This is a genomic window from Bittarella massiliensis (ex Durand et al. 2017) (assembly GCF_009876955.1).
GTDB lineage: Bacteria > Bacillota > Clostridia > Oscillospirales > Ruminococcaceae > Bittarella > Bittarella massiliensis.
Map to the genome: position 1 here is coordinate 22981 of NZ_WWVY01000007.1, position 15761 is coordinate 38741.

Annotated in this window: 13 protein-coding genes; 3 read left to right on the forward strand and 10 right to left on the reverse strand. The window is 52.4% G+C overall.

The genetic code is table 11. The annotated features are described in order from the left end of the window. Positions 1-223 precede the first annotated feature (223 nt). From GT748_RS08845 to GT748_RS08880, 8 genes are all read right to left on the reverse strand, one after another. Positions 224-3232, reverse strand: a complete 3009-nt coding sequence (locus GT748_RS08845; protein WP_021659862.1) for an EAL domain-containing protein — start codon at positions 3230-3232, stop codon at positions 224-226. Between the two features lie 39 nt (positions 3233-3271). Next, the gene (locus tag GT748_RS08850) at positions 3272-4567 is read right to left on the reverse strand and encodes an extracellular solute-binding protein (RefSeq protein WP_161213475.1); all 1296 of its coding nucleotides are present in this window, start codon (positions 4565-4567) and stop codon (positions 3272-3274) included. 65 nt (positions 4568-4632) lie between these two features. Continuing rightward, positions 4633-6306, reverse strand: a complete 1674-nt coding sequence (locus GT748_RS08855) for a recombinase family protein (protein ID WP_002604471.1) — start codon at positions 6304-6306, stop codon at positions 4633-4635. 77 nt (positions 6307-6383) lie between these two features. After that, a complete protein-coding gene (locus GT748_RS08860; RefSeq protein ID WP_002604472.1) occupies positions 6384-6557 on the reverse strand; it encodes a transposon-encoded TnpW family protein in 174 nt (57 codons plus the stop codon). Positions 6558-7015: 458 nt separating this feature from the next. Next, on the reverse strand, positions 7016-7258 hold the full coding sequence (locus GT748_RS08865; RefSeq protein ID WP_002604473.1) for a helix-turn-helix domain-containing protein: 243 nt from the start codon (positions 7256-7258) through the stop codon (positions 7016-7018). Continuing rightward, positions 7242-7679 (reverse strand): sigma-70 family RNA polymerase sigma factor, encoded by a 438-nt coding sequence (locus GT748_RS08870; RefSeq protein ID WP_002604474.1) that lies wholly within the window; start codon positions 7677-7679, stop codon positions 7242-7244. The genes GT748_RS08865 and GT748_RS08870 overlap by 17 nt, the downstream gene beginning before the upstream one ends. Before the next feature lie 473 nt (positions 7680-8152). Further along, positions 8153-9136 carry a 23S rRNA (adenine(2503)-C(2))-methyltransferase RlmN gene (gene rlmN / locus GT748_RS08875; protein WP_002584956.1) on the reverse strand — a complete coding sequence of 328 codons (984 nt, stop codon included), beginning with the start codon at positions 9134-9136 and terminating at the stop codon, positions 8153-8155. Positions 9137-9152: 16 nt separating this feature from the next. Next, positions 9153-9338, reverse strand: coding sequence for a cysteine-rich KTR domain-containing protein (locus GT748_RS08880; RefSeq protein ID WP_003431289.1), 186 nt, complete (start codon positions 9336-9338; stop codon positions 9153-9155). A 398-nt stretch (positions 9339-9736) separates the two neighbouring features. On the opposite strand from GT748_RS08880, the gene GT748_RS08885 reads away from it, so the two are divergent. The 3 genes from GT748_RS08885 to GT748_RS08895 all read left to right on the forward strand — a co-directional run bounded on the left by GT748_RS08885 (position 9737) and on the right by GT748_RS08895 (position 11919). Then, a complete protein-coding gene (locus tag GT748_RS08885) occupies positions 9737-10093 on the forward strand; it encodes a helix-turn-helix transcriptional regulator (RefSeq protein ID WP_002584957.1) in 357 nt (118 codons plus the stop codon). A 201-nt stretch (positions 10094-10294) separates the two neighbouring features. After that, positions 10295-10624 (forward strand): plasmid mobilization protein, encoded by a 330-nt coding sequence (locus tag GT748_RS08890; protein ID WP_002584958.1) that lies wholly within the window; start codon positions 10295-10297, stop codon positions 10622-10624. Further along, positions 10585-11919 carry a relaxase/mobilization nuclease domain-containing protein gene (locus GT748_RS08895; protein WP_155202595.1) on the forward strand — a complete coding sequence of 445 codons (1335 nt, stop codon included), beginning with the start codon at positions 10585-10587 and terminating at the stop codon, positions 11917-11919. The genes GT748_RS08890 and GT748_RS08895 overlap by 40 nt, the downstream gene beginning before the upstream one ends. A gap of 201 nt (positions 11920-12120) precedes the next feature. Here the strand turns inward: GT748_RS08895 and GT748_RS08900 are convergent, their stop codons facing one another. Beyond that, on the reverse strand, positions 12121-12330 hold the full coding sequence (locus tag GT748_RS08900) for a transposon-transfer assisting family protein (protein WP_002584960.1): 210 nt from the start codon (positions 12328-12330) through the stop codon (positions 12121-12123). Positions 12331-12334: 4 nt separating this feature from the next. Further along, complete coding sequence (locus GT748_RS08905; RefSeq protein ID WP_002584961.1) at positions 12335-15682, reverse strand: YodL domain-containing protein; 3348 nt, start codon at positions 15680-15682, stop codon at positions 12335-12337. Positions 15683-15761: the final 79 nt, after the last annotated feature.

Consider the following 15761-nt stretch of genomic DNA (forward strand, 5'->3'; position numbering starts at 1 on the left):
AATGCCCCGCAAAATACTTCTCTAGACGGTTCCCAATTGTAGCACAGATTCTCCCTCTTTACAAGGAAACCGCTGCCATTTCGCCCCTATTTGCGCAAAAAATCAGATGGGAAATGTTGCCCAAAAACCGCATCGCTCTGCGGTTTTGTCACCACTCCCTCCCCGCCGATGCCCAACCGTGACCAAACGGGGCGGCCAAAGCCGCCCCGTCTGCAAAGGGGTGTCACCGTATTTTCTCCCGGGCCGCCTGTATTGCCCGGAGGACATCTGGCTCGACGGGGGCGATCTCCAGCTGGGGGCGGGCCACGTAGTAGCCCTGCAGGTAGTCGACCCCGCGGGCGACCAGGGTCTCCATCTCGGCGCGGGTCTCCACCCCCTCGGCCAGCACCTTGATGCCCCGGCTGTGGGCGTAGGAGAGCAGGTTTTCCAGCAAACTGAGGCGGTCCCCATCCCGGTCGATGTCGTGGACGATGGCGATGTCCACCTTGACGATGTCCGGCGAGAGGAAGATGAGCAGCGACTCGCTGTTGTAGCCCGAGCCGAAGTCGTCGATGGCCAGCTGGCCGCCCCAGCGCTTGGCGGTGCGGATCTTGAAGCGGGTGCGCTCGTTGTCCCAGGGCTCCTGCTCGGTGATCTCCATCACCACCCGCTCCAGGTAGGGGCCGTAGAGGTCCTCGAGGGCGGTGATGTCCGAACCGGTGAGGCTCTGGCTGGCGATGGAGTTGACAAAGGCCCGCTCGTTCGGCCCGATCTGCCCGGCCTTGACCTGCTGGCTGAAGGAGGCCATGGCCTCAAACCAGGTGAGGCGCTCGATCTGGTAGAGCTTGGACTGGGCCCTGGCAATGCGCAGCACGTCCACCGGGCTGCGCAGCGCCTCCACCTGGGAGCGCATCAGCAGCTCGTAGCCGTAGACGCTGCCGGTGGCCACCTCCAGCACCGGCTGGTAGGCAAAGCGCACCAGCCGGTGGTCGATGAGGCGGTTGAGTTCCTCCTGGCCGCGCACCAAAAAGGAGTCGGCCTGGTAGGAGGTGCGCTCAAATTCCTGAATGCTGCCCTTTTCGCTGTGTTTGACGCTGTACATGGCAAAGTCGGCGTAGCGGATGAGATCCTCGTAGCTGGAGGCGTCGTCGGGGTACCAGGCCAGCCCGCCGGAGACCCGGATTTTGAAGTCCTTTCCCGCCAGGGGGAAGGTGGTGTGGCCGATCTGCATCCACACCTTGCGGATGATCTGGCGGATCTTCTCCTTGCTCTGGTAGCCGTAGAGGAAGACGTAGAACTCGTCGCCGGAGCGGCGGGCCACCAGGCTCTGCTCCGAGAGGAAGGCCGAGAGGCAGCGGGCAAAGGCCTCGATATAGCGGTCGCCGCTGTCGTGCCCGTAGTTGTCGTTGACAAACTTCAGGTTGTCCAGGTCCCACATCAAAAGGGCGGCGGTACCCAGCACCTCGGGGGTCTCGAAGAGCCGCTCCATGTTGGCGGCAAAGGCGCGGCGGTTGTAGAGGTTGGTGAGGATGTCGTAGTCGCGCTCGTACTCGATCTTCCGCTTTTCGGCCATGTCCTTGCTGACGTCGGTGATGGCGCCCAGGATCTGCCCCCCTTCTTTGAGGAAGGTCAGGCGCACCCAGCGCTCCCCCTCCGGGCCGGAGGGCAGCCGGTAGAGGAGCCCCTCCTCCCCGTCCTCCACCAGGCACTCCTGCAGCGCCTGCATCCGCTGCTCAAAGACCTCGCGGGGGAGCCGGCCATCCACCTGTTCCTCCTGGGGCCAGCCCAAAATGGGGAAGATGTTGGTGCTGCAAAAGACCGAGGGGGCTTGGGGGGCGTACTCGAACACCCCCACCGGGATGTTGGTGGTGGAGATGATCTGCCCGAATTTCGAGGCCGATTCGGCCGCGGCGTTGCTGAGGTTTTCAATGGAGATGGTGAGCTGGTCGATCTCCTCGATGTCCAGCTTTTTGAGTTTGATGGGCTTGTTGGGGTCGCTGCGCTTGAGGTCTTGCACCAGGGCGGTGATGGGCTTTGCCACCATCCGCGAGGCCAGGACGGCCCCCAGGATGCCCAGCAGAAGGGCCGCCACCGTGCACAGGTAGATGATCTGGCGGATCTGGTGCGAAAACTGCAGCAGGGTGTCCCCCTCGCAGAGGCCGATGAGCACCCACTGCTGCCCTTCAAAGGGGGTGTTGGTGTTGTACAGGGAAAAGGGCTGCACGCTGCCGTAGAGGTCGCTCTTCCCCCCCTCCCCCGTGCGGGTGAAGGTGGAGATGTTTTTGTGCTCGCTCTTCTTCCCGACGATTTCCTGGCTGACGCCGAATTTCACCTGGTAGAGGGAGCCGCTGGAAAAGACCGTCTGAAACTGCTGCCCCTCCTTGTCGGTGACCGCCAGGATGTAGGCGCCGCTGTGGTCCACCCCCAACTCCTCGTAGTTCATGAGGGAGGTGAGGTAGCTCTGGGTGATGTCCACCCCCATCACCCCAAAGACGGTGCCGTCGGAGGCGATGAGGGGGATGGAGTAGGTGATGACCTGCCCGTCCTGGCCGGAGAGGGAGAAGGCCGGGCTCCAGTAGCCGAAGTTGCTGCTCTCGCGGTTGGTGCTGGCCCGGGCGGCGTTCAGGGGGGCGAGGAAAAACTGCTCGTCGGCCCGCCCCTCCTCCCCGGTGAAGAGGAAGTCGGCCCGCCAGTAGCTGTCCAGCGGGATCCCCATCCGCCGGGAGGTGGTGGGCATCCCCCGCTCCATGAGGATGTCGGAGACGCCGGAAGAGTTGTTGACCGGGTCCAAGTCCCGCAGGTAGAGCCCCGCCCTGGACTGGCCGCTCTCGTCTCCTTGCACCCCCACGCCGTCGAGGACGACGAAGGCCCCGGTGACCCCGTTTTTGCGCAGCATATAGACCAAGCTGTCGGAGAGGCCGTCGAGGATCTGGGCATTGAGGGCGGCGTCGGTGGCGATGTCGCCCAGGGTGGCGCCCTGCGCCTTCAGGGTCTCCTCCACCGAGGAGAGGATGGCGGTCTCGTGCTCCTTGACGTTGGACCAGCGGTGGACCATCTCGTTTTCCAGGTAGAGCTGGCGGTTGATGGTGCGCTCCCCCAGGATGTCGTAGGCGTTGGCATCGGTGTGAGAGAGGACGCCGCCCTGCAAAAAGACCACGGCGTAGAGGGCCGCCTGGGCCAATACGATGGCGGTGACCGGGATCAGCATCTTCTGCAAGATGGTGCGCCCGCTCCTTTTTCGACCGGCCTTCATCCCCTCATCTCCTTCCCCGGTTTGGTGGCGGCGCCCCGCTTACAGCGCCGCGAGCTGGGCGGAAAAGTCCTGGTACCAGCTCTCGAAGTTCTCGTCGGTGTCGTACTGGGCCACCGCGTCGGCCAGGGTGCTGCCCCCGTCCAAAAGGGCTTTCACCGCCTCGCGGTCGGTGACGGCCTTCTGCTGGAGGGATTTTTCCACCACAGCCCGGGCCTCGGTCCCATTTTCAAACGCCTCGTTGGTGTAGAGGGTGTAGTTCTGGGTGATCTCCACCCCAGTGAGGAGGGTCTCCTCCATCAATTCGGAGATGGGCTCGGGGGAAGTCGCCACCGCCTCGCCAATGGCCTCGGCGGTGTTGGCGTCCTTTTTCACCGGCAGGTAGCCCGAGCCGATGGCAAAGCGGACGTTCTGCTGCTTCTCGGTGAACCACTTCAAAAACAGGGTGGCGGCGTACTCGCGGGTCTCGTCGCTCTTGGTGACCATCATCCCCGCGCCCTGCTGCACCGCATAGGGCTTGGTCCCCTCAAAGTTGGGGAGGGCGTAGGTCTTGGCGTCGATGGGATAGCTGCTGCCGTCGGACAGGGTGACGGCGGTGGGGAAGTAGGTGTTGCCGCTGGTGGAGCCCACCAGGGCGATGATGTCGCCGGTCTTGGCGTCATCGCTGCGAAAGCGGCCGATGGAGGTGAAGTAGCCGCTGACATAGGGGGTGTAGTAGTTGTCCCAGAGGCGGCGCATCACCGCCTTGTCCAGGTTGTAGGTGACCTGGCCGTTTTCGACCGAGAACAGCTCCTGCCCCAGCTGCATGCTGCCGATGATGAAGTAGTTGGCCATCACGTCCCGGCCGAAGAAGGCCTTGCCGTCGTTTTTCTCCGGGGTGAGGCTGTCGGTCCACTCGTAGTAGCTCTTGGCCAGCTTGCAGATCCCCTCCCAGCTCTGCAGGTCCTCCTCGCTGGCGCCGGTGGCGGCGGCAAATTTGTCCCAGTCGGTCTTGTTGAGGGTGAGCACCTCGGTGGACTTGGCGGTGGGGAAGAGCTTGATGCTCCCCTCCTCGCTGAAGGCCCCCTCGTCCAGGTAGGCGGAGACATAGCTGTCCCGCTCCTCCTTGGTGAGGTACTGGCTCAAATCGGCGGCCATCCCCCGGCGGTTGATCTCGTAGGCGGTGTCGGCGTAGGCGGCAAAGACGTCGGGCACCTCTTCGGCGCCGACCTTCTTGTCGATGGCGTCCATCACCTTGGCGGTGAGGTCGTTGACGCTGCCCTGGCTGTAGGCCTGGACCACGATCCCCTTTTCGGCCCCCACCGACTCGTTGAACTCAGTGACCATCTCGTCGAACATCTGCTTCTGGGCGCCGTTGTAGTAGTGCCAGATGGAGATGGAGACCGGGCTGTCTTTTGCTGGGGTTAGATAGCGATACTTTTTACATCTACCATGTTGCGGCGGTCATGGTTGACAACTTGCGTCGGCTCCTGCTCGGTATCAACCTGTCCGACAAAGCTATAATGGATTTCGATTTTCCGGGTGTTGGTTTCCCGGTCTAATTCATGTATCAAAATACGGTCGATAAACTCATGGACGTTTTCATAGGTCAATTCCTGTATGTCGCTGTATTTCCCGACAATCTGAATAAACCTTGATATATCCCTTTTTCGCTCGGTAACGGTTGCGATCTGCTGTTGTAACTCGTCTATCCTTGCGGCAAGGGATTTCTTTTCGTCCTCATAGCCGGAAGTTAGAAACACAAACCGTTCATCTGTCAGTCTGCCTAATGCGTTGTCCTCATACAGCTTGCGGAAAAGCGTGTCAAGTTCGGTCATACGCGCCTGTGCTTTGAAAAGTTCCTTTTGCTGCTGCGCTAATGCCTTTCTCGCTTCCATGTCGCCGTACTCGGTAGCTTTACAGATAAAGTCCTGTTCGTGTTCCTTAACATACCGCAAAACCCGCCGCATATCTTCCAGCACTAAATCAAGAAGTACGTTTTTGCGGATATAATGAGAGGTACACTCGCTGCCTGTCCTTGCCCTGTTGCGCCATGCGCCGCAAGAATAGGAAAACTTGCGCGGCTCGATATTTACGCCCTGTTGGTAATACATCTTATGTCTGCAACCAGCGCAAAACAGCAAGCCGGAAAAAATATCAATCTCCGCTGCTTTTGTCGGGCGGTGGCGGGTAGCAATCCGCTTTTGCGCAAGTTCAAAGGTTTCCTCGTCAACAAGCGGCTCATGGGTGTTTGGGAAGAAATAGCGTTGTTCTTCTTCGTTCTTCCGGGTCTTTTTCGACTTGTAGGATACCTTGTGAGTTTTCGCGGTTATGGTATGCCCTAAATATTCCTGCCTTGCTAATATGTCATAGAGCGTTTTGTCCGGCCAAGTATAGGGGGCGATCATTGCCCGCTGATACCGCGCCTGTCCTGTACGCTGATAGCGCAACGCTCCAATCGTCAAGACTTTGTTTTCCGCAAGCCATTTTTGGATTTCGCACATACGCACGCCGCTAACAAACATAGCGAAAACCTGTTTGACAATCGGCGCGGTTTCCGGGTCGGGTATAAGGTGGTGGCGGTTGTTCGGGTCTGGGATATAGCCGTATGGATATTCCCCGTTGACGCGCTCGCCTTTTTGCGCCTGTGCCTGTTTAACTGCGCGGATTTTCTTGCTTGTGTCGCGGGCGTAAAACTCGTTAAACCAGTTCCGCAAGGGGGTAAACTCGTTATCCTCCCGCGCTGTGTCAACTCCGTCGTTGATCGCGATATAGCGTACTCCGTTTTCGGGAAATACAATCTCTATGAGTTCGCCCGTTTTCAGATAGTTTCTGCCAAGACGGGAAAGGTCTTTGGTAATGACCGTCGCCACTCGTCCGGCTTCCACTTCCTGCAACATCGCTTGCAGCCCCTCGCGCTCAAAACTCACGCCGGAAAATCCGTCGTCCACAAAAAACTTTGTGTTCAAAAAATGGTGTTCGTCCGCATAGCGTTGAAGTATCATTTTTTGGTGCTGTATGCTTCCGCTTTCTCCGGCTTGCATATCCTCTTGACTTAAACGGCAGTAAAGGGCGGTGATTTTATTCGACTGTAACATTAGTCCTCCTTTCCGACAGCCGAATAAACAGGTATAATGTGTTGCTATCATTATACCATATCCCGCCGCCTAATGCACTACTCGGACGCTAAAAATCCCGGATTTCCGGGCTTTTTCTGCAAATCCTTTACAATGAGTTTCTCAATCTTTTTATGGATTGTATCGGTTGCCTTTTCACTCGGCAACGCTTGAACAAGATAGGTGATTTTCCCTATTTTGCGTTCGGTTGTAATTGTCTGTTTTTTATCCATTAGAAAAACCTCCTTTTCCTGTATGGATAAACTATATTCGTCAAAAGGCAAAAACGGGCGGTTGTTAGCTGCAACCTCACGGGAGTTTCACCCCGGCCCATGCTTATGGGTGCGCCGCGCAATACTTTGAGGGTGTTCAACGCGGGAGTATCATTGTGCCGCCTTGTATGTCGTCGCCCACAAGCTGCTAAACCTGTTTTACGGCGCGGTAGTTCTCGCTCGGCTTTTCCCCTATGGGGAAAAGCTGTCATGGCGTACCCGCCGACTGGCTCGGTACAGACGGAATGTACCCGTTTGCCTGTTATGCTGCGCACCAAAGGCCGCTTTCTTTGTCAAAGAACAATAGGCTTTGTCGGCCTGCAAAAGCACATCAACAGCGGATATGCTTTTGCGGAACGACAAATAGCCCATAACGGGAAGCGTGGAAAGGGGACACGCTCCCCGCATGGGCTAAAAGATTATCCTACATGAAAAGCAAGGGTGCGGGTAATAAGGCGCACTTGCAGCCTGTTACGCATTTCCTCGTCCACATAGGAATAGGTATTGCCCGCGTCGTCTTTCAGCGTGCGGGTACAAAGTTTCGCTATGTAACCCTCGTAGTGCTTCAAGATCGCGCACATGGCGGTTGTGTCGCCGTTTGCCGCTGCGGAAATGACAGGGAACGGCAACAGATTTTCAGACTTCCTAACGGTATTCATCATCTGCTTTTCCCTCCAAATACTGTTTGATTTTCGCAAGCGCGGATTTCCTGTGCCGGAAAACCGTCGTGCGTACAACATTCAGCAGTTCGCCAATTTCCGCGTCGCTCATATCCAAGAAGTAGGACAAAAGGATAATGTCGCGTTTCCTTTCGGGCAAAGCGTTAAGGGCTTCGGCAAGCAGTTCATTTTTGACGAGTACATCAAAGCCGGACACTTGAAAACGGAAATAATCGCTTTCGTATTCGTCCGTTGTGAAAAGCTGCGCGAGTTCGCTTTCGCTCAAATCCGAAAAAGTAACTTCGCGTGCTGCGCGTTTCGCAAGAGTGCGACGGTGGCTTTTCGCTTCGCCGACCAAAGTTTTCTTTGCTAATGCGTCGTACTGATGTTGTATTCTTTCCTTGTCGGAAGAAGATAGCTCCATAGAGTTCACCTCCTTCCCGCGTGGAGTAGAGGACGGGAGTTAAGGGCTTGTCCTCTCTGCCCCTTTCGCTCCGTACCCGTTCGGGAGATGGCTCTTGAGTGCGCTTTTCAGAAAAAAGTTGAAAAAAGCAAAATGCGCCCGTCCGCAAGACGCGGACGGGCGCAAAGGAAATGTAAGCAGTAGCTAAATGTATTGACAGTTCACATTCATAGCCGGAATATCCCGCTTGCGGAGCATAGCTTTTTTTGACCGCAAAGCATTAGGCGGGTTACAGTAAATAAAAATGGACACGGCGATACCTCCCCGATACCGCCGTATCCTTAAAAAAGGGCGACTTTAATACACTACCCGCAATCCATTCTATAATAGGGAACAGCGGCTTTTGCGCAATATTAAATAAAAAAGCCGATAACACATAGGTTTTTTGACCTAATGCGTTATCGGCTCTGCGTCTATGCGTCTGGCACTTTTAATCATTTTTTTTTGAATTTATTATATGTGTTAGCTAACTGTCCACAAGCCGCGTTAATCTCTCTGCCATGAGAAACTCTCATAGTAACTTCAAGTCCTGCTTGCTCTAATTGATGTTTGAATGCAACTATTTCCCGTTTCTGTGGTGCTTTAATTCTTGAATTGCTTGTTGGGTTGTATTGTAACACGTTAATCATAACTTTTTTGCCCCGAAACCATTTTGCAAGTTGTCTTACATCTGAGGGCCGGTCATTTATACCCGGTAAAAGCAAATACGCAAAGACAATTTTGCGATTATGCCTTTCAGAATAGGATAAGGCTTGCTTAACAACATCTTCAATAGCATATATGCGCATGTGAGGAATAATACGATTTCTTGCAGATTGTGTTGCTGCGTGTAAAGATATTGTCAACTGAATTTTAAGATGTTCCTCGCGCAATTTTTTTAATTGATCGACCGGACCAACTGTTGATATGGTAATGCCGTCGGTTGGAAAGTTGAGCCCATATCTATCTCGGAGAATATGGATTGCTTTTATCAAGTTGTCATAATTGAATAAAGGCTCTCCCATACCCATAAAAACGATACGGTTTACTTTTCGACGCAACAATATAATCTGTTGTACGATTTCTGACGATGTTAGATTACGAACAAAGCCATTTCGCCCGGACTCACAAAAAATACAACCAACAGGACAACCGACTTGTGTGCTCACGCAAACAGTTCCACCATCTCGCCGCTTGATAAAAACCGTTTCAATGTATTTGTTGTCTTTCAGTTCGTAAACATACTTTTCAGTATCACTGCTTTTGCAAATATTTTTTACCAACATTGATAGATTTTTTTTGCGTGGTAATTGCTTATATAATTCTTCATATAAGGCTTTTGCTTCATTCTCGCCAATAACTTCCGACATTTCTTTGTAAGTAAATCCGTATGGATCATTCCGTACTTCCGCAGGCGTATATTTAGGTAAACGTTTCATTTTTATATCCTTTCTTCTAAATAATAAAAGTTTGTTTTTCTGTATTTTTGATTACAATCTCTAATTTTTCTACATCAATGATATGCGTCAATTTGCATTTAGGGCAGAAAAGAGGAAAATCTTTTAATACAGTATTATGAAATACTTGAACTCTCGTCTTTCCGTTACAAATCGGACATTTTATCCAATATTTTTTAAGCATTATATTTCACTCGTCCTTTTTACACAAAAAAATGCAGGTCAATCCTCAACATGAGCATTGACCTGCATTTATAATGCACAGAGCAGTACAACAAAACTAAGGCATAGCTTGCACTATGTCTATACTATATCTATACGTCGTTAGTTTTTTGTATAGCATCCGCAAAATAAGCATGACAAAAAAGCCCATGTTGAAAATGGGAAAATCCTTTTTTTCAATGCTTATCTAATACGCATGCTATGCAACATAAACGCCGCCTCCTTTTACATAAATTTTATTTTATCAGAAAATCAGTCTACTGTCAATACACAACAGGAAGTATTTAACCTAATGATATGAATTGTGTGGACATATCCAAAAAGAAAGGTGAACTGTAAAATGTAACAGGGTGAATGAAAATGGCAAAAAGACCCGTACCATTGTACGACTTTAAGGCTTTCGGGGCAGCTATAAAAGCCGCGAGAAATGAATACGGCGAGAGCCGCAAAAAGGTAAGCGACGAGTTATATATTTCCCCGCGCTACCTTGCGAATATCGAGAACAAGGGACAACAGCCGAGTTTACAGGTATTCTATGACCTTGTAACCCGGTATCATATTTCGGTAGATCAATTTTTCTTCCCGAACAGCAATGCGGAGAAATCCACCGGGCGGCGGCAGCTTGACGCGCTGCTGGACGGTATGAGCGATAAAGGCATACGGATTGTAACCGCAACAGCAAGGGAGATAACGGAAGTCGAAAAAGCAGAGGATTAACCTCACAATATGAGAAATCGGGAGATTGCAGCGCATGGCGGCTGCAATCTTTTTTTGCGTCCAAAATCAAAGGAACGCGCAACAAATACCGCCTTTCGGTGGGGGTATGGAGTAGATAGCAAGCACAGCAAACGAGTACCCGTTTGCGGAAAATGCTTGTTGGGATAATCCCAAACCCTTATACCGAAAGGCGGTGCGGAAATGGAAAACCGAAAGAGAAATATACAGATGAAGTTTTACGTTACGGAAGAAGAAAAGCGGCTGATCGACGAGAAGATGAAGCAGCTTCCCATAAAGCAGTATGGGGCATACTTCCGTAAAATGGCGATAGACGGGTATATTCTTGTCGTTGACCGAAGCGACACAAAAGCATATATCCGGGAACTGCAAGCGGTGAGCCGGAACATCAACCAAATTGCAAAACGCGCCAATGCGACGGGGACGGTTTACAGGCAGGATATAGAGGACATTAAAAAGGCGGTGGACGAGATATGGCGGTTACAAAGACGCACCCTATTAAATCAACCTTAAAGGCTGCGATAGACTATATCTTAAATCCCGAAAAGACAGACGGGAAGCTGCTTGCGTCCTCTTTCGGCTGCGGGCTGGAAACCGCCGATATTGAGTTTGCATGGACGCGGGAAGCTGCCGGAGATCGCGGCACACATTTAGGGCGGCACTTGATACAATCCTTTGCGGTGGGAGAAACCACACCGGAAGAAGCGCACAAAATCGGCATGGAACTTGCCGGGGCGGTATTAGGCGGCAAGTATGAGTTTGTTTTGACAACTCACGTCGATAAAGACCATCTGCATAATCACTTGATTTTCAACGCGGTTAGCTTCGTTGACTACAAAAAGTACCATTCCAACAAGCAAAGCTATCACTTTATCCGGCGCACCAGCGACAGGATATGTAAAGAGCATGGGCTATCCGTCGTCGTACCGGGACAGGACAAGGGAAAAAGCTATGCAGAATACACCGCCGAAAAGCAAGGGACAAGCTACAAAGCAAAGCTGAAAACGGCGATAGATACTCTCATTCCCCAAGTGAAAGATTTTGACGAACTGCTGCGCCGCTTGCAGGAAATGGGGTATGAAATCAAACAGGGCAAATACATTTCCTTTCGCGCTGCCGGACAGGAACGGTTTACCCGCACAAAGACGCTCGGCGCGGCCTATACGGAAGAAGCGATAAAGGAGCGTATCAAGGGCGTGTATGTTGCCAAAACAAAAACGCTGCGGGAAGATAAGAAAATCCGGCTTGTCGTCGATCTTGAAAACAGTATCAAAGCCCAACAGTCGGCGGGCTATGAACGGTGGGCAAAAATCCATAATCTGAAACAGGCTGCTAAAAGCATGAACTTCCTAACCGAAAACAAGATTGAGTATTATAGCGAACTTGAAAGCAAGATAGCCGATATTATGACCGCTCATGACGCGGCGGCAAAGGCGGTTAAGGAAGTGGAACAGCGTATGTCTGATTTGTCGCTGCTTATCAAGCACACCACCACATACCGACAGTTAAAACCGATTTACGATGAATACCGAAAATCGCCGGACAAGGAAAAGTATCTGCGGGGGCATGAAAGCGAAATTATCCTGTTTGAAGCTGCGGCAAGGGCATTAAAGGAAATGCAGATAAAGAAGCTGCCCGATCTCGCCGCGCTGCGCAAGGAGTATAGAAGCTTAAACGACAGGAAAACCAAATTGTATGAAGATTATTGGCAAGCCAAGAAGCAAATGCAGGAATACGGCGTTGTCAAAAAGAACGTCGATAGTATTCTTTACCCGTCCCAAAGCAGGGCGCGGGAGCAGGAGCGATAAGGCGCAAAACATGGGGTGGCAAGTGGAATGTTAAGGGCTGAAAACGCCTGTGTTTCTGCGGCTTCCAGCGCATGAAAACGACATAGACGATAAAGTATATTCAAACCCGCAAAAACGGCTTTCTAATTGTCCACGCAAGGACAAAAAAAGAACAGGGGCGCGGTGCCGGAAATCGGCAACCGCGCCCCTGTTCTCTATGGGCTATTCCTCGTCGGTCAAGATAAACTCCCTTTCGGAAAACTCGCTGTCCGTCATGGCTTGCAGCTTGTTCACCGCTGCGGCGGCAAGCTGGCGCATATCCTCGTCCATGTAGGGCATGGCGGCAAGGATATTTTCAAGCGTTGTTTCCCGGCTGTCCTCGGCGTAGATCGCAACAATGTTTTCTTCCTCAATGGTAAAGCGGGTATTCATGCTATCAAACCTCCAAATCCTTTTTATGCTCTTTCTGTTTATCTTTCGGCTGCTGCGCCGCCTGTTTCTTGTATTCGTCCAGCTTCTTCAAAATGGACGGTTTTTTCTGCGGCTGTTCCCGTTTCTCGGCTTTTACCGCTTTTGCAAGGTCGGTAACGGAAATCGCTTCCCCCGCCTTTGCCCGCTGCTCAAAATCTGCAACGGTGGGCGTTTGCGGCGTATTGTTGATAAGCCCGTCAAAATTGTTGTCGTTCTGCTCTATGGTGTCCTCGACGTGCTTTAAGGGATTATCCCGCTGCGGCTGCTCGGCGGCTATGGCATAAGCCTGTGTGCCATTCCCCATAATGAGATACTTCCCGTCCTCCGACGCATGGTGAAAACCAAATCCCGCCGCTTCGATCTGTTCACGGCTCATATCGGTAATATGAAAATTGCCCCTCGGCGTTCTAACGGTTTCACCCGTCAAAAGGCTGTCGGGGGTCGCTTCCGGCTGCTGCTTTTCAAGCTGCCCGTCCTTGTAGGAATATCCTTGCGCCGCGATTGCTTCAAGGGTCTTGCCCGTAACGTCGCCATAAATCCGCTTGTCTGCGTCAACCAGCATTTGCAAAGTGTCTTGTACGGTGTCGGACAAGGCTTGCTGCTGTTCGGGCGGCAGCTTGTCAAATACGGGGGTCTGCTGCTCCTGCAAAAACTCCGGCACTTGCTGAAAACCGATACTGTCTACATAGTGGGCGGTGTCCTCGTCGTTCTGATGAAGCACAACAATGTCGGAAACGGAAAGGCTATGCCCCTTAAAGTCGGCGGGGTGGTCGATATTAAACCTTTCCCAAATGTCGCCCAGCGTCATATCCTTTGTAAGCGGTGCAGTATAGACGAGTTCATAATTTACCCGGTCAATGGTAAGTCCAGCCGCTTGCAGACGGTCATAAGGCTCAAAGCGCAAGTCCCTTGTTTCGTCCCCGCGCTTTAACTGATAAATGGAAAAGGTATCGCCCTGCTCCTGCTCGGCTTGCCGCTGCTGCTGCAACTCGGTAAAATGCCCCTCAATCTCGGTAATGAGTTCCTTTGCGGTGGTCTGTATTGTTTCAAGGGACGCTTTTAACTCGGTCATTTCCTTGCCGCTGCTCCAACCAGCCACATAGCCGAAAGAGTAATCGGAAGTATCAAGGCCGAAATGCTGGCAAACCGTATAAGCGACGCTTTCCGCTTCTACCTCGCAGGTATGGCGGTCAACGCGGTTTTGCTGCTCCGGCGGGGCGTTTAAGTCTACGTCGTGCAGCTTCGCATGGGCGATTTCGTGAATGGCGGTCTTTACCGCCTGTAATTCACTCACGCCCTCTTTGATTGCAATACGCTTGTCGGTCAAACTGAAATACCCATTTGCGCCGTTTGTGATCTGCTCAAATGCAATCGGGACGGGGGACGCTTTTTCAAGGGCGGCGAAAAAATCCTCGTACTGCTCCACATCGGCAAGCAGCGGTTTAACGGAAAGGTCGGGAAACTCCTTGCCCTCGGTCTGCGAAATATCAAAGACGGTTATAACCTTAAAGGCGGGGACGGTGATTTCCTTTTCTTCCTTTACCACTTTTCCCTCGCGGTCAAGCATGGGCTTTCTCGTTTCGGGGTCGATTTTATCAACCAGCTTTTTCACCTTGTAGGGCGCGGGGGCAAAGATTTTAATGCCTTTCTCGCCTTTCTTTACATGGCGGTCAAACTCCTTTTCCCATTGACGGAAGCCCATTACCAAATTGCCGCCCTGCATAGCAATTAGGATAGTGTTATTCAAACTATAATCATGGAACTTTGACATAGCGGTTAGAAACTCTTTGTAGCGGTCGCTGTCAAAAATCGCCTGTACGCCCTGTTCCAAACGCGCGGTGATCTCCTTTACCTTTTCGGCGGGCTTTTCGGAAGTAAGGATAATGGGGACGACGGGGCGGGGCTGCTGCGGCTCTGCGGCCTGTGCGTCTGCTTGCTGCGTTTCGGCTGCGTCCATATAGGCTTTGTCCTGTTCGCCGCGCTCCGGCTGCGGGTAACTCATAATGCGGTATTCTTCCGGCACTTCGCGCCCCTCAAACTGCCGTTCCCACTCGTCGCCGCTTTCCACGATATAGCCGTACTCGGTAAACGCGCCTTTTTCCTGCGCGGCAGCGTTCCTGCCAAAAGTAGAAAGGTCAATGCCGCCTTTCCATTCTTCGGGCATTTGTACCATGCCGGATTGATTTAAGTAATAGTCGCCCAAATCGTGGTAGTTATGTACTTCGGGGATATGGACGTAAAAATCCACGTTGTAGGTGAAGTCAATTACCTGTCCAATATTTGCAAGCCCGTTTTTCTGCTGCAAAGCTGCGTTCAGCTTGCCAACCTCGGCGGGGTCAAGCTGTTCGAGCCGCGCCGCAAGAAAATTGAGTTCGTCCACGTCGGCGGCGCATACCATTTCATAAGGCAAGGCAATATGTTTCTCCGGGTCGTCGGAATAGCCGCGAATGGAAAAATCCTGCGGGTTGTCGGCGGTAATGCCGACGTTCCGCATAGCTTCGTGCAACTGCTCCTTTGTGGCGGGCATATCCAACCAATAGCCGCCGGGGTCGCCCGCGTCAAAGCGGCTGCGGTTGCCTATCATAATAGAAAACTGTTCGCTCATGTGTTCACGCTCCTTTTCCTGCCCGGTATTTTCGGGGATAGCTGCCGCCTGTTGCTGCTGCGGGGGTTCTTCGCCCTCTATGGTGTAGTCCGGCATGAGCATACCGTTTACTTTGAAATAGTCGGCGTACTCCTGCGGGATAGGCGGGGAGATTTCCGTAAACAAGCGGTCATACGCTTTGATACGCCCATTCAGATACTTTTCCATAGCTGCCTTGTCGGTGAAAACCTTTCTATCTTGTCCGGCAATCTTCGCTTGGGTTCTGCTTGGGCTGTTGGTGCGCACGCTCCATGTAAGCGTCCATGAATACGGGATAGATTTCTGCGCTTCTTTGTCGTAGCGGGTATTCTCGTAAATGTAGTAATTCATCTGATATACCCGGTTGCTGCGAATATGGCGGTTATGCTCGGTGGTCTGCCACTCGTTAGCGGTGTGCTGGACGTGCGGCGTTCTCACATATTCAAGTGTTTTATCCAGCAAAAGCGTTCTTCCCGCCTGTTCTTCCCATGCGGCGGCGCGTTCTTTAAGGTCGTCAAAAATCGCCTGTTCTGCCGCCGCGCTTTCGCTGCGCATGGAAAGTAGCTGCGCAATCGGCAAGGAAGCATAAGGGGCAATCTCCCTGTCCTTTGCTTCAAAATATATCCGGCGTTCTATCCGCATGGTTTCGGCGGCTTCTAATTTGTCATGGTCGTATGAGGAATACGGCATATTCTTTCATCACGTCCTTTCTCGGTCATATAAGGGTTTGGGACTATCCCAACAAGCAAAATGCCCGCGCTCTCTATGG